21 protein-coding genes are annotated in these 18003 nt (G+C 64.8%); 9 read left to right on the top strand and 12 right to left on the bottom strand.

All coding sequences use genetic code 11. From position 1 onward, the window contains the following. The first annotated feature begins 232 nt into the window (after nt 1-232). Nucleotides 233-1525 carry a serine--tRNA ligase gene (gene serS / locus FCT00_RS10090; RefSeq protein ID WP_138422904.1) on the top strand — a complete coding sequence of 431 codons (1293 nt, stop codon included), beginning with the start codon at nt 233-235 and terminating at the stop codon, nt 1523-1525. Between the two features lie 158 nt (nt 1526-1683). On the opposite strand, the gene FCT00_RS10085 is transcribed toward serS, so the two are convergent. The 7 genes from FCT00_RS10085 to FCT00_RS10055 all read right to left on the bottom strand — a co-directional run bounded on the left by FCT00_RS10085 (nt 1684) and on the right by FCT00_RS10055 (nt 7670). Then, nucleotides 1684-2688: a fatty acid desaturase gene (locus FCT00_RS10085; RefSeq protein ID WP_008328009.1), complete on the bottom strand. Its 1005-nt coding sequence runs from the start codon at nt 2686-2688 to the stop codon at nt 1684-1686. A gap of 111 nt (nt 2689-2799) precedes the next feature. Then, nucleotides 2800-3642, bottom strand: coding sequence for an ATP-binding protein (locus FCT00_RS10080; protein WP_138422903.1), 843 nt, complete (start codon nt 3640-3642; stop codon nt 2800-2802). Beyond that, nucleotides 3642-4565: a twin-arginine translocase subunit TatC gene (gene tatC / locus FCT00_RS10075; RefSeq protein ID WP_138422901.1), complete on the bottom strand. Its 924-nt coding sequence runs from the start codon at nt 4563-4565 to the stop codon at nt 3642-3644. The genes FCT00_RS10080 and tatC overlap by 1 nt, the downstream gene beginning before the upstream one ends. Further along, nucleotides 4562-5305, bottom strand: coding sequence for a Sec-independent protein translocase protein TatB (gene tatB / locus FCT00_RS10070; RefSeq protein ID WP_138422900.1), 744 nt, complete (start codon nt 5303-5305; stop codon nt 4562-4564). The genes tatC and tatB overlap by 4 nt, the downstream gene beginning before the upstream one ends. Nucleotides 5306-5340: 35 nt before the next feature. Then, entirely contained in the window at nt 5341-5556 is a 216-nt protein-coding gene (locus tag FCT00_RS10065; protein WP_008328002.1) for a twin-arginine translocase TatA/TatE family subunit, read from the bottom strand. A 121-nt stretch (nt 5557-5677) separates the two neighbouring features. Beyond that, on the bottom strand, nt 5678-6802 hold the full coding sequence (locus FCT00_RS10060; protein WP_138422898.1) for an ABC transporter ATP-binding protein: 1125 nt from the start codon (nt 6800-6802) through the stop codon (nt 5678-5680). Nucleotides 6803-6890: 88 nt separating this feature from the next. Then, nucleotides 6891-7670 (bottom strand): SDR family oxidoreductase, encoded by a 780-nt coding sequence (locus FCT00_RS10055; RefSeq protein ID WP_138422897.1) that lies wholly within the window; start codon nt 7668-7670, stop codon nt 6891-6893. A gap of 254 nt (nt 7671-7924) precedes the next feature. Here FCT00_RS10055 and FCT00_RS10050 point away from each other — a divergent pair, with 254 nt between their 5' ends. Further along, the gene (locus tag FCT00_RS10050) at nt 7925-8944 is read left to right on the top strand and encodes a Hint domain-containing protein (protein ID WP_138422896.1); all 1020 of its coding nucleotides are present in this window, start codon (nt 7925-7927) and stop codon (nt 8942-8944) included. A 57-nt stretch (nt 8945-9001) separates the two neighbouring features. Here FCT00_RS10050 and FCT00_RS10045 read toward each other — a convergent pair whose 3' ends face one another. From FCT00_RS10045 to FCT00_RS10035, 3 genes are all read right to left on the bottom strand, one after another. Then, nucleotides 9002-9619: a HupA family protein gene (locus tag FCT00_RS10045; RefSeq protein WP_138422895.1), complete on the bottom strand. Its 618-nt coding sequence runs from the start codon at nt 9617-9619 to the stop codon at nt 9002-9004. A gap of 146 nt (nt 9620-9765) precedes the next feature. Further along, on the bottom strand, nt 9766-10029 hold the full coding sequence (locus tag FCT00_RS10040; protein WP_138422893.1) for a DUF7218 family protein: 264 nt from the start codon (nt 10027-10029) through the stop codon (nt 9766-9768). Nucleotides 10030-10082: 53 nt separating this feature from the next. After that, nucleotides 10083-10715, bottom strand: a complete 633-nt coding sequence (locus FCT00_RS10035) for a hypothetical protein (RefSeq protein ID WP_138422892.1) — start codon at nt 10713-10715, stop codon at nt 10083-10085. A gap of 206 nt (nt 10716-10921) precedes the next feature. Between FCT00_RS10035 and FCT00_RS10030 the strand changes: the two genes are divergently transcribed. Together FCT00_RS10030 and FCT00_RS10025 are read left to right on the top strand one after the other, a co-directional pair. Then, on the top strand, nt 10922-12535 hold the full coding sequence (locus FCT00_RS10030; RefSeq protein ID WP_008327969.1) for a peptide chain release factor 3: 1614 nt from the start codon (nt 10922-10924) through the stop codon (nt 12533-12535). Between the two features lie 48 nt (nt 12536-12583). Next, nucleotides 12584-13189: a hypothetical protein gene (locus FCT00_RS10025; protein WP_138422890.1), complete on the top strand. Its 606-nt coding sequence runs from the start codon at nt 12584-12586 to the stop codon at nt 13187-13189. Here the strand turns inward: FCT00_RS10025 and FCT00_RS10020 are convergent. Further along, nucleotides 13186-13620 carry a GNAT family N-acetyltransferase gene (locus FCT00_RS10020; protein ID WP_138422888.1) on the bottom strand — a complete coding sequence of 145 codons (435 nt, stop codon included), beginning with the start codon at nt 13618-13620 and terminating at the stop codon, nt 13186-13188. The genes FCT00_RS10025 and FCT00_RS10020 overlap by 4 nt on opposite strands. 94 nt (nt 13621-13714) lie before the next feature. Between FCT00_RS10020 and FCT00_RS10015 the strand changes: the two genes are divergently transcribed. Then, nucleotides 13715-14206 (top strand): DUF6869 domain-containing protein, encoded by a 492-nt coding sequence (locus FCT00_RS10015; protein WP_138422886.1) that lies wholly within the window; start codon nt 13715-13717, stop codon nt 14204-14206. Nucleotides 14207-14297: 91 nt separating this feature from the next. Further along, nucleotides 14298-14729 carry a hypothetical protein gene (locus FCT00_RS10010; RefSeq protein WP_138422885.1) on the top strand — a complete coding sequence of 144 codons (432 nt, stop codon included), beginning with the start codon at nt 14298-14300 and terminating at the stop codon, nt 14727-14729. Between the two features lie 9 nt (nt 14730-14738). Here FCT00_RS10010 and FCT00_RS10005 read toward each other — a convergent pair whose 3' ends face one another. Beyond that, nucleotides 14739-15158, bottom strand: a complete 420-nt coding sequence (locus tag FCT00_RS10005; protein WP_138422884.1) for an OsmC family protein — start codon at nt 15156-15158, stop codon at nt 14739-14741. 197 nt (nt 15159-15355) lie between these two features. On the opposite strand from FCT00_RS10005, the gene FCT00_RS10000 reads away from it, so the two are divergent. From FCT00_RS10000 to FCT00_RS09990, 3 genes are all read left to right on the top strand, one after another. Continuing rightward, nucleotides 15356-16780: a DEAD/DEAH box helicase gene (locus tag FCT00_RS10000; protein ID WP_138422882.1), complete on the top strand. Its 1425-nt coding sequence runs from the start codon at nt 15356-15358 to the stop codon at nt 16778-16780. Nucleotides 16781-16863: 83 nt separating this feature from the next. After that, the gene (locus FCT00_RS09995) at nt 16864-17424 is read left to right on the top strand and encodes an HD domain-containing protein (RefSeq protein WP_138422881.1); all 561 of its coding nucleotides are present in this window, start codon (nt 16864-16866) and stop codon (nt 17422-17424) included. A 73-nt stretch (nt 17425-17497) separates the two neighbouring features. Continuing rightward, nucleotides 17498-17881, top strand: a complete 384-nt coding sequence (locus FCT00_RS09990; RefSeq protein WP_138422880.1) for a hypothetical protein — start codon at nt 17498-17500, stop codon at nt 17879-17881. Nucleotides 17882-18003: the final 122 nt, after the last annotated feature.

Below are 18003 nucleotides of genomic sequence, written 5' to 3'. Positions count from 1 at the left end.
AACATGGGCACACCCTAAAGGCCGGGGGTATCCCGGTGCGCACGTGGCGATCGAGCCCGCTCTCACCCGGCCCGCCGCGATCCCGCATCCCGGCGAGCGGTGTTCGGCGCGACACCTTGGGGCACATCTCCGAGGCGCGGCCACTACCCCCCTCCCAGCGGTGCTTTCGCCCTTTGCGTCCCGCCACGGCTTCGGGCATAACCACGCCGAACGCAGACAAGGACCGCCCAAGATGCACGACATTCGCACCATCCGCGACAATCCCGAAGCTTTCGACGCCGCCATGGCGCGTCGCGGGTTGTCCGGCGTGTCGGCCGAGGTTCTGGCCATCGACGAGGCGCGCCGGGCCGCGATCCTGAAAGCCGAGACCGAACAGGCCGAGGCCAACAAGGCGGCCAAGGCGATCGGGGCCGCGAAAGCCTCCGGCGACGAGGCGGAATTCGAACGCCTGCGCGCGGAAGTGGCGGAAAAGAAAAAGCATATCGCGGCGCTGAACGACGAAGCCAAGGCGAAGGACGAGGAGTTGACCCAGCTTCTCATGACCCTGCCCAACGTCATCGCCGACGACGTGCCGAACGGGGCGGACGAGGACGACAACGTGGAGATTCGGCGTTGGGGCACCCCGCGCGTCTTCGACTTCACACCCAAGGAGCACTATGACCTTGCCGCCGTTCAGGACGGGCTCGATTTCGAGACCGCCGCCAAACTCTCCGGCTCGCGCTTCGTGGTGCTGTCGGGCGCGGTGGCACGGCTGCACCGGGCGCTGGCGCAATTCATGATCGACACGCATGTGGACGAGAACGGGCTGACCGAGACGATCACGCCCGTCCTCGTGCGTGAAGAGATGATGTATGGCACCGGGCAACTGCCCAAATTCGGTGAGGACAGCTACAAGACCACGAACGGCTGGTGGCTGATCCCGACCGCCGAGGTGACGCTGACCAACATCGTGAACGGCGCGACGATTTCCGCCGATTACCTGCCGCGCCGCTACGTGGCGCATACGCAGTGCTTCCGCTCGGAAGCGGGCAGCGCGGGCAAAGACACGGCGGGGATGTTGCGTCAGCACCAATTCGAGAAGGTCGAGATGGTGTCGGTGACGAAGCCGGAGGACAGCGAGGCCGAGCACGAGCGCATGACGCGCTGCGCCGAGGATATTCTTGAACGCCTTGGCCTGCCCTACCGCACCGTGAAGCTCTGCACCGGCGACATCGGCTTCGGTGCCCGGCGCACGCACGACATCGAGGTCTGGCTGCCGGGTCAGAACACCTATCGCGAGATTTCCTCGGTCTCGACAACGGGCGATTTTCAGGCGCGGCGGATGAACGCGCGGTTCCGGCCCGAAGCGGGGGCCAAACCCGAATACGTGCATACGCTGAATGGTTCGGGTCTGGCCGTCGGGCGCTGCCTGATCGCGGTGCTGGAGAACGGGCAGGAAGCGGATGGCTCGGTCACGCTGCCGGGCGTGCTGCATCCTTACCTTGGCGGCAAGACCCGGATCACCGCCGAGGGCGCGCTGGCCTGATTTCGAATTTCGCTGCCGCGAAATCCGATCCGTTGGGGGAGGCCAGCCTCCCCCAGAACCCCCTCCGAGGTATTTTCGGACCAGAGAAGGGGCGTGACCTGCCCTGAAACGAGAAGCGGCGCCCCGAGGGACGCCGCTTTTTCTTTGTGGGGTCTGGTCTATTCCGCTGGGGTCGCCGCAACCGCCATCTGCCGTTCCTTGGGGAACGGGACGAGTTGATCGGTCTCTTCGTCCCAGAGCTTCAGCGTGAAGGCATGCAGCGCCTCGCGGAAGGAAATCCGGCGTAGCGGGAAGATGTCTTCGAGCTCCCGGTGCGCCTGCCGCAGCTTGTAGCAGGGGATCGAGGCGTTCAGGTGGTGGATGTCGTGCTTGGTGATGTTCGCCACGGCCTCATCGAACCACGTCCCGAAGGACAGGCAGGATGCGCCTTGAAGCGCGGCTTGATCGAAGCTGAGGTCGGGGCGGCGATCCCAATAGGTATCCTCGAAATTGTGCTGGAGATAGACGAGGAACACGCCAAGACACCCGGCGATGAACACCGACAGCCAGATCGTGAGCACGCCGGTCCAACCCGCGAGCAGGTAGACGAGGCCCCACCACGCGAACAGCACGATATTGTGGATCAGCACCGATTTCGGCGCGACCTTCATGGTGTTTTTCGGGAACCGCCAGACGAGGAAGTAGGTGTAGAAGGCACCAAGCGGGATCAGCACGAAGGGGTTGCGGTAGAGGCGGTAGTACAGCCGCTTCCAGAATCCCGCCTCGTTCCACTCACGCACCGTCATGGTGAAAATCTCGCCCGCCTCGCGGTGTTCGAGGTTGCCGATCTGGCGGTGATGCTCATCGTGGTTGTATTGCATCGTGTAGAATTCGGCCAAGGTGAACGGCGACACGGCATGGCCCGCCAGCACGTTCCAGCGTTTCTTCGAGAAGAAGCTGAGATGGCCGAAATCGTGTTCGAGCACGTAAAGCCGCCCCGACGACACGGCCACGACGACCACCAGCGGGGCGTAGAGCCACCACAGGCCGAGGTTCGCGGCCTGAATCGCCAGATAGAGCGAGCCGAAGTAGACCAGAAAGTTCGTGCCGAGGCTGAAGAACGCAAGCGCGTCGTTCTTCTCGTTATAGGCGCGGGACGCCTGTCGGACGGTCAGATCATCCATGATGATTCCCCAAAGTCATTAAGACCGCTGGCAGTGGCTGCGGTCTAACCCATTACGCCAGAGGTTATATTTCGGTTCACGATTTGCAAGGCACAGGTGGTGAGTAAACGATCACTGTGGCAGTTTGACGCCCACCCGCCCGGCCAGATCGAGAAAGAACTGCCAAGCGACGCGGCCCGAGCGGCCGCCGCGCGTCGCCTGCCATTCGATCGCCTGCGCGCGCAGATCGTCGTCGTCGATAGTCACGCCGTGTGCATCGCAATAGCCACGGATCATGGCGAGGTATTCGTCCTGCGAACAGGGGTGGAAGCCCAGCCAGAGACCGAAGCGGTCCGAGAGCGACACCTTCTCCTCGGTCGCCTCGGACGGGCTGATCGCGGTGGAGCGTTCGTTTTCGATCATGTCGCGGGGCATCAGGTGGCGGCGGTTCGAGGTGGCGTAGAGCACCACATTCTCGGGCCGCCCCTCGATCCCGCCGTCGAGCACCGCCTTGAGGCTTTTGTAATGCTCGTCGTCATGGCTGAACGACAGGTCGTCGCAAAACAGGATGAAGCGGTGATCGCTGCTGCGAAGATGGGCAAGCAGGCGGCCGACGCTCGGCAGATCCTCGCGTTGCAACTCGACGATCTTCACCGGGTTGTCCACATTGACTGTGGCATGCACCGCTTTGACGAGAGACGTTTTTCCCATACCGCGCGCGCCCCAGAGAAGCGCATTGTTCGCAGGCAGGCCGCGCGCGAACTGCTGCGTATTGGCGAGAAGCGTGTCGCGGGCGCGGTCGACCCCGATCAGAAGGGCTATGTCGACGCGGTTGACCCGCGCGACGGGGACCAGCCGATCCGGGTCGGTGTGCCAGACGAAGGCATCGGCCCCGTCGAAATCGGGCGCGGCCAGCGGGGCCGGCGCGATCCGTTCCAACGCCTCGGCGATGCGGGTGAGCGCCTCGTCCGTCATCAGTCCTTGTTGACCGCGCCGGGGTCGTCGTCGGTCTTGACCGTGCCGTCTTCTTCGTCGAACTCGGCGATGAGCGGGTCGTCCGCCTCTTCCTCGTCATCCTCGAACCACAGACCTTCGGCCTGAAGCTTTTCCTTACGCTGCTTTTCGACCCGCTTCACGAGCTGGATCGAAATTTCGTAAAGGCCGTAAACCACGACGAACAGGATCACCTGCGTGATGACGTCCGGCGGGGTGACGAGGGCGGCGAGCACCAGAATGCCGACCACCGCATATTTGCGCATCGAGCGCAGGCCCTTGGACGATACCAGCCCCGCCTTGCCCATCAGCGTAAGCAGCACGGGAAGCTGGAAGCACAGCCCGAAGGCGACGATGAACTTGATCGTGAGCTTGAGGTATTCCTGCGCCGACCCCTGAAAGGCGACGCCTGCCGTCGTGTTGGTGATGTCGCCATCGCTCGTGAGCGTGCCGTCCTGCTGGAACCCCAAGAAGAAGTCGAAAGCCAGCGGCGTGACCACGTAGAACGCGAAGGCCGCGCCGAGGAAGAACATGACGGGAGAGGCGAACAGGAACGGCAGGAAGGCCGATTTTTCGTTCTTGTAAAGGCCCGGCGCCACGAAGCGCCACATCTGGTAGGAGATGATCGGGAAGGACAGGACGAGCCCGCCCAAAAGCGAGATCGACACGGCGAGGAAGAAGCCCTCTTGCAGCTTGATGAGGATCAGGCCGCAGTCGTCCCCGGCAGCAGACTGCGCTTCGCACAGCGGTTGCGTCAGGAAGTTGAACACCGGGTTCCAGACGGTGAAGCAGATCACCATCGCCACGATGAAGGCGAGGACGGAATAGATCAGACGGGTGCGCAGTTCGGCCAGATGCTCGATCAGCGGGGCCGAGCTGGCCTCCATCTCGTCGGTGTCGCTCATTCAGAGGCAGCCTTCTTGGCGGGTGCTTTGCGCGGCGTCGTCTTTTTCGCCGGGGCCTTGGCCGCGGGCTTCGTGGCCGGAGTTTTCGCAGGCGTCGATTTCGCGGTGGGCTTTTTCGCCGGGGTCTTGGATGTCGTGCTCTTGGCCGTCGTCGCGGATTTCGCGGTGGCCGTTTTGGCCGCAGGTTTTTTCGCGGCCGGCTTCTTCGCAGCCGGCGACGTGGCGGGCGCGGCCTTGGTAGTCTTGCGCGCGGTCGTCGTCTTGGCGGCGGGTTTCTTGGCCGGGGCTTTCTTCGCGGCCGGCTTCGCCTCGCCCTCCGCCTCGGCCTCTTTCGCGGCCTTTTCGGCGTCGAGTTTGGCCTGACCCGCCTTGCGCGTCGCTTCGCGGATCTTGGCCACGTCGGCCTCACGCTCAGGGTCAACGATCTTGGGGCTGTCGTCTTTCGCCTTGCCCGAAGGCTTCATCGGGTCCCATTTCTCGAAATTCGAGGCCGCCTCGGTCAGCTTGTCCATTCCGAATTTCTTGGGATTGGCCGCGGCCTTTAGCCCGTCGGCCGCTTCTTTCATCCCGGACTGGTCCGCCGCGTCGTTCATCGCGCGCGTGAATTCGCGCCCCAAGGCGCGTGCCTTGGCGGTGAAACGGCCTAGCGTGCGAAACATGCCGGGGAGGTCTTTCGGCCCCACCACGATCAGCGCGACGATGCCGATGAGCAAGAGCTCGGTCATACCGATGTCGAGCATGGACTGTGCCCTTTGTCAGACGGGAAGAATGAGGCTCAGGCCTTGTCTTTCTCGCCCTCGGGCGTCACGTCGCGCGCGCTGTCAGCTTTCTCGTTCTCGATCTCGGCCTTGCCGTCGTCGATGCCTTTCTTGAACGAGGTGATGCCTTTGCCCACTTCGCCCATCAGCGACGAGATCTTGCCGCGACCGAAAAGCACGAGCACCACGACCGCGATCAGGATGAGGCCCGGAAGCCCGATGTTGTTCAGCATTGGAAGTCTCCCTTTCGGGGCGCTCATCTCCCGCGCCCCTTGCGTTCACCGTATTTATTGGTTTGCCCGAAAAGATCAAACCCCCAAAGGGGCCGCATGAGCAATAAAATGCACGGGATCGTTACCGCTGCGCGGATTTGCCGCCTGCCGGGAACACGAAACAGCGATCCCGGCGGATCGCGACCCAGAGCGTCGTGCCCGGTTTCGGCAGGAACACGTTCGGAACGGTCGCCTTGAGGGTCGAGGCATCCTCCATCACGAAATCGACGATGGATTCGGTGCCGACGAACCGCGCGCGCGCGACCGTGGCGGGGGCCCAGACGCCGTGGTCCGGGGTGGGCGCAGGTCCCTGCCCGCCCCGGTCGAAGTCGATTCTCAGGTGCTGGGGCCGGATCACGATCTCGACCTCGGCCCCGTCCGGGTAACCGGGGGCGAGGAACTGGCCGAACGCGGTGTGGGTCAAAGCGCCCTTCACCACGCCCTTGATGACGTTCACGTCCGAGAAGAACGCCGCCGCCTCGCGGTCGACCGGCGCGTTGTAGATGTTGTAGGGCGCGCCGCGCTGCACGATCCGGCCCCGGCGCATGAGCGCGATCTCGTCGGCCATGCGCATCGCCTCTTCCGGCTCGTGAGTGACCAGCAGAACCGCCGTCCCCTCGTCCTTCAGAACCGCAAGCGTTTCGTCGCGAATCCCGTCGCGCAGGCGGTTGTCGAGGCCCGAGAACGGCTCGTCCATCAGCATGATCTTGGGACGCGGAGCCAGCGCGCGGGCAAGTGCAACGCGCTGCTGCTCGCCGCCCGACAGTTCATGCGGGAAATTGTCGACGTAGCGGTGCAGCCCGACCTTTTCGAGCAGTTCCCGCACCCTGAGACGCTTCTCGGTCCGCGTCCCCGACAGGCCGAAGGCCACGTTGTCGCCGACCGACAGATGCGGAAACAGGGCGAAATCCTGAAACATGAGCCCGGTGCCGCGCGCTTCGGGCGGGACGAGAACGCCGCCCCCCGCGATCAGCTTGCCGTCCATCCTGATCTCGCCCTCGTCGGCGCGTTCGACCCCGGCGATGATCCTGAGCGTGGTGGACTTGCCGCAGCCCGACGGCCCCAGAAGGCATGTCACCTGCCCCGGCATCACCGTGAGCGACACGTCGTCCACGACCGGACGCCCGCCGAACCGGCGGGTGATGCTGGTGATTTCGAGCCGGGGTGCCTCGGTCAAAGTGAGCCTCTTATATCCGATGAAAACCATCGGACTTACAGGCAGATAGCAGGCGGCGCGGCCAGCGGCAAGCGCACCGTCCCCGGTGAAAGGGGCGGCCACTGGTCGCAGGGCGTCCTCACATCGTGAGGTTCACCTCGCCGCCATCGGCAAGCAGGTTCTGGCCGGTGATGAAGGCGGCCTGCGTCGAGCACAGGAACGCACAGGCCGCACCGAATTCGTCCTGCGTGCCGTCGCGCCCCATGACGCTGCCCGCAATCCGCTTGGCGCGCGCCTCGTCGAAGCTGATGCCCTGCGCCTTGGCGGCGTTTTCGTCCAGCGACTTCACCCGGTCGGTGTCGTGCATCCCGGGCAGAAGGTTGTTCATCGTCACGCCGGACTTGGCGATCTGGCGCGAAGTTCCGGCGACATACCCGGTCAAGCCCGCGCGCGCCGAGTTGGAAAGGCCGAGCGGTGCCAGCGGCGCACGCACGGCGCGCGAGGTGATGTTGACCACCCGGCCCCAGCCCCGCTCCATCATCGCCGGCACCAGCGCCTTGATGAGCGCGATGGGCGTCAGCATGTTGGCATCCAGGGCCTTGATGAAATCGTCGCGGTCCCAGTCGGTCCAGACACCCGGCGGTGGGCCGCCCGCGTTGTTGACGAGAATGTCGATCTGCCCGGCGGCCTCCAGCACCTTGGCCCGGCCTTCCTCGGTCGTGATGTCGGCCGCCACGGCGATCACCTCGACCCCGTACTGATCGCGAATCTCCTGCGCCGTCCGCTCCAGCACGTCGGCGGTGCGGCTGTTGATGACGAGGTTCACGCCCTCACCGGCCAGCGCCTCGGCGCAGCCGCGCCCGAGACCCTTGGAACTCGCGCAGACCAGCGCCCGTTTACCCTTGATACCGAAATCCATGTGACCCTCCGTCTGTTTGAGGCTTTGGCTAGCACCGCGCGCGCGATTCGCCCATGCCCACGGCACCGCGCCAAATCCGCTGCGTTGCGACATCTGTTTCCCAAACAGCGACAATACACCTGCCTTTCAAGGCCAAAGCGGTGCGAAAACAAGGATTTGTTGACCAAAGCTGTCTCTCGGCCCTAACTTCAAGTCTGGCGGTGGGGGCGCGCCAGGAATGTTGCGGGGGCGAATTGCCCGCCGGGGAAGCTGCCATGTCGAAAGACCTCTACGATCACCTGCCGGTCCGGCAATTGATGGTCTATCCGTCACGCGCGTTCCGTGTGACCCACGGGGTCAACGAGGGCGACGCGCTGACCGATGCCGCGGACCTCGTTCCCGACGATTCCTACGAACTTGCGGCGGATGCCGCACCCGTTCACCTGTCGCTGGCGATGGCCGGGGACGGGCCCTGCACGCTGGGCGAAGCCACCTCGGTCGGCACCCCCGGAGCGTCCGTCTTCATCGACAGTCTCGTGACCTATATGTCGCCCGACGGCGAAACGGTCGAGGCGCTGATCCTCGTCGAAGTCGAGGGGGAAAGCGGCACGATCGCCGAGGTCTATCTGCACCCGCTCGCCCCGCTCGCCCCGCGCACGCCCTACACGCTCGTCACCATCGACCGCGAAAACGGGCGGCAGCGTCTGGCCGAGGCCGCCACCGTTTCCTTTACGCGCGGCACGCATATCACCATGGCCAACGGGCGGCAGGTTGCGGTCGAGGATCTGAAGCCCGGCGACCGCGTGCTGACCCGCGATTCCGGCGCGCAGGAGGTGCGTTGGGTCGGGATGCAGACCGTGCGGGCCGAAGGGGCTTTCGCCCCGATCCGCATTGCCGCCGGGGCGCTCCATAACGTGAACGACCTGATCGTCAGCCCGAACCACCGTCTGTTCATCTACCAGCGTATCTCGGCGCTTGGCGTGGGTCAGCGCGAGCTTCTGGTGAAGGCCGGGTTGCTGGTCAACGGCACGACCGTGACGCAGACGCCGGGCGGGTTCGTGGATTACGTTCAGGTGCTCTTCGACCAGCACGAGATCATCTATGCCGAAGGGATCGCGTCCGAGAGCTTGTTCGCCGACACCGTGACGCGCGCCACCCTGCCCGATGCGGTGGCCGAGCGTCTGTCGGCGCTGCCGCCGAAACAGGCCGCGCTCGACGCCTTCGAATTGCGCGAGAAAGACCTGCTCAGACGCGGCGACGCGGTCGAGGTGTTGCGGCGGATCTCGTCGAACTGAACGAAGAACGGCGACCCCGATGGGCCGCCGTTTCGTTTCCCGTCGTGTCGAGCGGCCTTACTGAACCGCATCGACCTCGATCGTGGAGCCGGTCGTCGGGTTCACCCCGTCGCGGGTCATGTTGAAGGTGGCGCCTTCGGTCAGCTGAACGGCCGCGGCGTCAGTGCCCCGGAATTCCCCGATCACGTTGCCGGACACGGCGAAATCGCTGCCGTCCATGCGCACGGTTCCCGACGAGTTCGCGGCGACGGCCGAGCCTGCGATGACACCACCCGTGATCGCGACATCGCCCGAGGCGCTCTTGGCCGCGCTTATGATGTCGTCCGGTACGTTGCCGTTCTCGACTTGGGTGCGCTGTGCGTCGGTCAGCACGAGGCCCGAGAAGTTGTCGAGCGTGCCGACCATCGTGCCGCCCGTCGACGTGAAGGTCGCGGTCAGTTCGGCGTCGCCCAGAAGCACGACGTTGTCGTTGGAGCCGTAATCGGCACCGATCACGGTGTTGCCTTCGTAAACGGCGAACCCGCTGGTCGGCATGGTCGTGGTGGTGGACAGCGCGTCGACCTGGTCTTTCACCTCGGCGAAGTTCTGCGCCTGAGTCAGCACCGAAAGCGCGGCACAGCCGGACAGGGCGACAGCCGCCGTGCCCATGAGGAATGCAGTACGAATGAGTTTCATGATGTCCCCTTCTGGTTGTTGAATTGACGTAACGCTAGCCGAGCACGCGAACCGGTCAATCCAAAACGACAGGGATGGATCAAATGGCCACAGGTCGTGGCATTTGGGTTTTTCCTGCGTCGGAAACGCAAGATATGGGGGCTGGCCTAGTGACGCCGGAGCGCACGGATCAATTCGGCCTTGGTCATGTCGGAACGGCCGTCGATGCCGATCTCTTTCGCCCGGTCATACAGCTCGTCTTTCGTCCAGTCCTCGTATGCCGCAGCCTCGCCGCCCTTCTTCGACGGATGCATGTCGTCGTTCGCACGGGCATTGGCGATACGGGCCGCCTTTTCCTTGCTCGCGCCGTCGTCGCGCAGGGCCTGATAGGTTTCGTCGTCCTTGATGCTGGGTCCGTGATCGCGGGTCATGGGCACTTTCCTTTTCACAGAAGAACGCCTGAACCCGCGCCGCGTTCCCGGCGTCACTCGGCTTCGAGTTCGGCCTGAAAGATCGAGCGTTGCAGCGCCGTGCCGTTCTTGGTCACGCGGAAGCTTTCGGTTTCGTCCAGCGCGATGCCCTGCGCGTCCGAGCCGCGGAACGTCCCGGCGACGTCGCCGGACACGTCATAGGCATCGCTGCTGGTCTGGGCCGTGCCGGAGGTTTCGACGACGATGTCGGCCCCGCCGATGGTGCCCGCCAGTTCGATCGTCCCGGTCGCGGCCTTGCCCGATTTGAGGATCGTGCTGATCTTGGCCCGCCCCGCCCTCAGGTCCGCGATTTCGGTGTCGGTCAATTCGCTGACCATCATGTCGGTGATCTCGCCCTCGACCGTGAGCCGGTCGAAATCGGCGGTCAGGGAAATCGGGGCGCTGATGACCACGTTGTTCGTGTCGTCGACCATGCCGCCGAAGCCGGTCTGCCCGGTGTAGATCGCCGTGCCGGAGCGTGCCGCGATGTCGGCCGCCGCGCTGGCGCCGAGCGAGTCGTTCAGGTCTTCGATCCGGTTGAATTCGGTCGCCCGGTCGTAAAGCTCGAGCGCCTGTTTGGTCGCGGTGCACCCCGAAGCCCCCGCGATCAGGACCACAAGCGCGCCTGCACGAATGATGCGTTCCATGACTGCCTCTTTAGTTCTGCTCTTGTCGAACGAAATTGTTCGTTTCTTTCGTTTCGCTGTGTACGAACTAGTGGGGGAATCTGGCTGAAATGCGGAATTGGTGCGGCATTTGAAACAATCGGTACAAAAAACGCGGACGTCGCCCGGCGCATGACGCGCTGAAAGGCCCATTGTTTGCGCGAGGGGCCAAGGATATATCCCGCCCCATGCTGGACGCCGCCACACCCAACCGCCCGAACCTGCCCGCCGAAATCGCTCGGCGGCGCACCTTCGCCATTATCTCGCACCCCGATGCGGGCAAGACGACGCTGACCGAGAAGTTCCTGCTTTACGGTGGCGCGATCCAGATGGCCGGACAGGTGCGCGCCAAGGGCGAGGCGCGGCGCACGCGCTCGGACTTCATGCAGATGGAAAAGGACCGGGGCATTTCGGTGTCCGCCTCGGCGATGTCGTTCGACTTCGGCAAGTTCCGCTTCAATCTGGTCGACACCCCCGGCCACTCGGACTTTTCCGAGGACACCTATCGCACGCTGACCGCCGTTGACGCTGCCGTCATGGTGATAGACGGGGCCAAGGGCGTGGAAAGCCAGACCCAGAAGCTGTTCGAGGTCTGCCGGATGCGCGACCTGCCGATCCTGACCTTCTGTAACAAGATGGACCGCGAAAGCCGCGACACGTTCGAGATCATCGACGAAATTCAGGAAATGCTGGCGATCCACGTGACGCCCGCCTCGTGGCCCATCGGTGTGGGCCGCGATTTTCTGGGCTGTTACGACATGCTGCACAACCGGCTGGAGCTGATGGACCGGGCCGACCGCAACAAGGTGGCCGAGTCGATCAAGATAGACGGGTTGGACGATCCGAAACTCGCCGAACTCGTCCCCGCTCATCTGCTCGAGAAGTTGCGCGAAGAGGTCGAGATGGCGCGCGAACTCTTGCCCGCGATGGACCCGGCCGAAGTGATGGCGGGTCAGATGACGCCGATCTGGTTCGGCTCCGCCATCAACTCGTTCGGGGTCAAGGAACTGATGGACGGGATCGCGGAATATGGCCCCGAGCCGCAGCCGCAATCCGCCGAGCCGCGCCAGATCGCCCCCGAGGAGGACAAGGTCGCGGGCTTCGTCTTCAAGGTGCAGGCGAACATGGACGCCAAGCACCGCGACCGCGTGGCCTTCGTGCGCATGGCCTCGGGCCATTTCAAGCGCGGCATGAAGCTGATGCATGTGCGGTCCAAGAAACCGATGGCGATTTCGAACCCGGTGATGTTCTTGGCCTCCGACCGCGAGTTGGCGGAAGAGGCTTGGGCGGGCGACATCATCGGTATCCCGAACCACGGGCAGCTGCGCATCGGGGATACCCTGACCGAGGGTGAGGCGCTGCGCGTCACCGGCATCCCGTCCTTTGCGCCGGAATTGCTGCAAGGCGTCCGGGCGACCGACCCGATGAAAGCCAAGCACCTCGAAAAGGCGCTGATGCAGTTCGCGGAAGAAGGCGCGGCCAAGGTGTTCAAACCGATGATCGGCTCCGGCTTCATCGTCGGCGTCGTCGGCCAGCTTCAGTTCGAGGTGCTCGCAAGCCGGATCGAGCTGGAATACGGCATCCCCGTCCGCTTCGAAGCGACGCAGTTCAAATCCGCCCGCTGGTTCTCTGGCCCCAAGGCCGCACAGGACAAGCTGGTCGAGGCGAACAAGCAGCACATCGGGTATGACAACGACGGCGACCCGGTCTTCCTGACGCGCCTGCAATGGGACATCGACCGGGTCGAACGGGACTATCCCGAGTTGACCCTGACCGCGACGAAGGAATTGCATGGGGAGTGACCTCCCCGCGCGGTGCCGGGAGACTTGGACACCAAGGCCGGAGGGAACGTGGCGCTTCAGAACCGTGTGATGCCGGACGGCAGGATCGTCGCCGACCCGGCGCGGGGCAGCTTCACGGGGAACCGGGGTATCCTCACCTTCGACGACACCGGGAGGCTGGGCGCACGGCGCTGGTCGCACCACGCGTGGATCATCTGCACGTTGGAGCACCCGCGCGGACGCTATCACGGGCCGCAGCCGCAGAACGCCTGGACGCCCCTGTTCTTTCTGGACGAAGCGGTGGCGCTCGCCGCCGGGCATCGGCCGTGCGGCTACTGCCGCCGCGACGCCTTCGACGCGTTCCGCAGGGCGTCGGGCATCGACCGTGCACCGCAGATCGACCGGGCTTTGCACCAGGCGCGGGTCCGGCGTGACCGCACGCAGGTCACCCATGTCGCGCAGGCAGGCACCCTGCCCGACGGGGCCTTCATCCGGCATGAGGGCGCGCCGTGGATCGTGCAGGGCGGTTCCATCCGGCGCTTCACCCCCGGCGGCTACCGCGACCGCGCCACGCGCCCGCACTGCGAGGTCACCGCGCTGACCCCCGCCCCCACGGTCGCCGCGCTTGCGGGCGGATACATCCCCGCGCTTCATCCAAGCCTGTCGGCCCCCTAACGCTCCAGCGCGCCGTCCCAGTCGAACACCACGACCCCCGTCGTCTCGCGCGCGTCCAGTTTGCGGTAGAGCGCGCGCGCCGCGGCGTTGTCCTCTTCCGTGGCGAGCCAGATGCCCTCGCACCCATAGGCGCGCGCCCAGTCGATCAATGCTTCGACCAGCCGCGTGGCGATGCCCCTTTTGCGGAACCCTTCGTTCACCCCGACCTCGTTCACGAACAGCATCGGCGGCTTGTCGGGGTGCAAAAGCACCGTCGCGCTGGCGAACCCGATCATCCGGTCGCCGTCGAGGGCGCCGATGATCGCGGTTTCGGGCGCGTCCAGAAAGGCGCGGGTCTGATCCGGCCGGGCCGGATGATCGAAGGCGTCGCTGGAAAGGATCGCCTCGATATCGACCGGCCCCAGCCGGCGCACGTCTATATCGTCGCCCATGCAACCTCCGTACTTTGCCCGACGTTACTTCGGACAGGCGCGTTCGCAAATCCACCTCTCGCCTTGTCGCCCTCAATCACGTAGGCCTGCACAGATGACAGCCATTGACCGCCATTTCATCGCCGACGCCCTCGGCGTGACCGACGACAGCCTTCCCGACGGCGACCTGCCGCTCGACCGGTTCGGTGCGCGCTACCTCGATTTCCTACGCGCGACCTATGAAACCGAGGCTTTCGACGCTCACCCCGACTACTGGACCGATCTTCTGCTCGAAGCCCTGATCCAGCGAAAACCGGACCTCGCGCTCGATGCGATCTGCGCGGTGCTTGCGGCCTGCGACGACCCCGAGGATCTCGAGATCGTGGCGGCAGGCCCATTGCAGGAACTGATGGACAGTCATGGCACCGACCTCCTGACCGAAATCGACGACCGCGCAAACCGCGCGCCACGGTTCCGGCTGGCCCTGTCGATACTCTGGGCCGAAGGCGGCGGGCCCGCGATGCTGAAGGCCCGCATCCGCGCGGTGGCAGCCGAGCCCGAAGCCCTCGACAACGACGACCTGCCCCCGGCGGTCGGGCTCACCTGACCCGGCGGAAAGCCGCCCGCCCGGAAATTCGGCGTTGCCCCAGGACCGCGCCACCCTAAGGTGCTGGCAACAGACCTTTCCTGAGGCCCACATGCGCTCCACCAGCCTGCTCGCTCTCGCACCCTTCGCCGTTCCGACCACGCCGCTTTGGGCCAATGACGACCCTTGGGCGCTGCTGGCCGCCATCGAGGTGGACGAGATCATTTCGGACACGAGCTATACTGTCAAAAAGACCTATCCGAACGCCATCCGCAACGGCGCGCAGGAATTCCACATCACCGGCTATGCCGTGCCGATGTTTCCGGGCGTCGCCGGCCGCGATCTGCTGTTGGTGTCGGATATGGGCGACTGCCCGTTCTGCGGCCAGCCCGACCATGGCGCATCGCTCCAGATCCAGTTGGACGAGGACGTGCTGATCGAAGAAGGCCAGCGCATTTCCGTCATCGGCGCGCTCGAACTCGTCGAAGACCCCGAGACGTGGCAGGCGGCGATCCTGCGCGGGGCACGGATCGCCGACCTGTGAGGCGCGAGATCACTCGATCTCGGCATCCATCGTGATTTCACAATCCAGAAGCTGACTGATCGGGCAGCCCTGCTCGGCCTTTTTCGCGGCCTCCATCACCTTGTCCTTGTCGCCCGGCGCCTTGATCTTCACATCCAGATGCGCCTTCACGACCTTCGGCCCATCGCTCATGTCGAGGTGAATGGTCGACGTCGTTTCGATCTTGTCGGGCACGATGTCGCTCTCGCCCAGAATGTTGGACAGGGCCATCGAGAAACAGGCGGCATGGGCCGCGCCGATCAGTTCCTCGGGGTTGGTGCCCGGCTCATCCCCGAAGCGTTTGTTGAAGCCGTATTGCACCGCGTTCAGCACGCCGCTTTGCGTCGAAACCGTGCCGGTGCCGTCCTGAAGCCCGCCGCTCCACTCTGCGAATCCGTGTTTCTTGATCATGGCTGTCTTCCTTTTTCCTCTTTTGTCATCCTGAACCAACGTGATCGCACGCGCGGCTGTTCCCGACACGAGCCTTTCTTGACCTTTCATGCGCGGACGCGTAGAGAACCGCCCAAAGGATGCCCGGCAATCCGGTCGGGCGGGCCGCGCGGAGTGAAGCGGCCAGACAGCCGCCAACTCACGCGAAGGACCCGTCATTGACAAAATTCTCCGATCTGAACCTTAGCCCGAAAGTTCTCAAAGCCGTCGAAGAGGCGGGTTATGAGACCCCCACCCCGATTCAGGCCGGCGCCATTCCGCCCGCGCTCGAAGGGCGCGACGTGCTGGGGATCGCCCAGACCGGGACGGGCAAGACCGCCTCGTTCACCCTGCCGATGATTGCCATGCTGGCCCGTGGCCGCGCCCGTGCGCGTATGCCCCGGTCACTGGTGCTGTGCCCGACGCGGGAACTCGCCGCGCAGGTCGCCGAAAACTTCGACACCTACGCCAAGCACGTGAAGCTGACCAAGGCGCTGCTGATCGGCGGCGTGAGCTTCAAGGAACAGGACCAGCTGATCGACCGCGGCGTCGACGTGCTGATCGCCACGCCCGGCCGCCTGCTCGACCATTTCGAGCGTGGCAAGCTGCTTTTGACCGGAGTGCAGGTCATGGTGGTGGATGAAGCCGACCGGATGCTCGACATGGGGTTCATCCCCGACATCGAACGCATCTTCGGCCTCGTGCCCTTCACCCGCCAGACGCTGTTTTTCTCCGCTACCATGGCCTCCGAGATCGAGCGCATCACCAACACCTTCCTGTCCAACCCGGCCCGCGTCGAAGTGGCGCGTCAGGCGACCACCGGCGAGAACATCGCGCAGGAAGTCTGCAAGTTCAAAGCCTCGCGCCGCGACCGCGCGGCCACCGAAAAGCGTAGGCTTCTGCGCGCGCTGATCGACCGCGAGGGCGAGGCCTGCACCAACGCCATCATCTTCTGCAACCGCAAGATGGACGTGGACGTGGTGGCCAAGAGCCTCAAGAAATACGGCTATGACGCGGCCCAGATCCACGGCGATTTGGACCAGTCCAAGCGAATGGAGACCTTGCAGGGCTTTCGCGACGGCACCCTGCGCTTCCTCGTCGCCTCCGACGTGGCCGCCCGCGGCCTCGACGTGCCCGCCGTCAGCCACGTGTTCAACTTCGACGTGCCGGGCCATGCCGAGGACTACGTTCACCGGATCGGCCGCACGGGCCGCGCCGGGCGCAAGGGCAAGGCCGTGATGATCTGCGAGCCGCGCGACGAAAAGAACCTCGACGCAGTGGAACGCCTGATCGAAAAGGAAATCCCGCGCATCGAAAGCCCGCTGGGCGACGCTCCGGTGGAAGAGACCCCGAAGCCTGAGAAGAAATCCGCGCGGTCGAAGCCGTCGGACAAGCCCGCGCGCGAAGACAAACCGGCCCGTGACGAAAAACCGGCCCGCGACGAAGCACCCGCCAAGTCGGAAGACGCATCCAAATCCCGGTCCGACACCCGTTCGCGCGGGAAGCCCTCGGGCCGTGGCGGTCGCCGCGACGAGGCCCCGACAGGCATGGGCGACCACCTGCCCGACTTCATCGCCAAGAGCTTCGAAGAACGTCGGTCCTGACGCGCAGGGGTTGACCCCTGCCCGGCACGGCCCCATGTTGAAGGTGAGCGCAACGCTCATCTCCCAACATCATTGGAAAACCCATGCTGACAGATCGTTTTGAAAACGCTCTGAGCCTCGCCGCGCGTCTGCACCGCACGCAGACCCGCAAAGGCTCGGGCATCCCCTATATCTCTCACCTCATGGCTGTCTCGGCCCTCGTCATCGAATACGGCGGGGACGAGGATCAGGCGATCGCGGGCCTTCTGCACGACGCGGTCGAGGATCAGGGCGGGCAGGACACCGCCGACATGATCCGCGCCACCTATGGCGCCCGCGTGGCCGACATCGTGCTCGCCTGTTCCGACTCGGTCCAGCAGGACAAGGAGGACTGGCAGTGGCGCAAGGATCGCTACATCGCCTCGCTCGCCACCAAGGGCGAGGACGCGCTGCTCGTCACCAGTTGCGACAAGCTGCACAACGCCACCGCCATCTTGACCGATCTTCGCGAACAGGGCCCCGGCGTATTCGACCGGTTCACCGCGAAACGCACGGGCACGCTTTGGTACTACCGCCAACTGGCCGACCGGTTGACCGAGATCCGCCCCGGCCCGCTGTCCGACAGGCTGGCCGAGACCGTCGCGGCGCTCGAAGCGGCGGCCTGAGCGAAACCGCTCGCCAAGGTCATAGCCGCGCGTATAGTCCGGGTATCGTTAACCCATTTCCCGGACCACACCCATGCCGCGCCCCCTGCCCCTGCACGCCATCCTCGCCGTGGCGACGACCCTCTGCGCAACCACCGCCACCGCTGATCCCTATGTCATCAAGGGCTCCTGCAAGCTCGTCGTCGACGGCACGACCTATCTCGACATGCGAAACGGCACCTGTCCGATCTGGATGGAGAACGACGGCACCGGGCGCTTCTGGATCAACACTGACCGTGACATCTATCTGGGCGACTACTTCGCCGAAGTCAGCCCGGCGGGCGACGGCACCGCTCAGGCCCACTGGAACGGCACCCCCGGCGCCACCCATGCCCAAGGCTACCTCGGCGACGACCTGACCATGGGCGCGGGCGGCTGCTGGACGGGCAAACGCGTCACCGTCTGCGCCGCGCGCTAAGTCCCTGTTCTCTGTTTCAAGAAACCTCGGGGGTGGGCCTCATTTGCCTGCAAATGAGGCCAAGGGGGCTGGCCCCCTACCGCGACGGCCCGCCGCAGGCGGGGCGGCGCAAAACCTGCGCG

This window comes from Maritimibacter alexandrii (assembly GCF_005871115.1).
Taxonomy (GTDB): domain Bacteria; phylum Pseudomonadota; class Alphaproteobacteria; order Rhodobacterales; family Rhodobacteraceae; genus Maritimibacter; species Maritimibacter alkaliphilus.
This window is presented reverse-complemented; position numbering and strand designations above follow the sequence as displayed.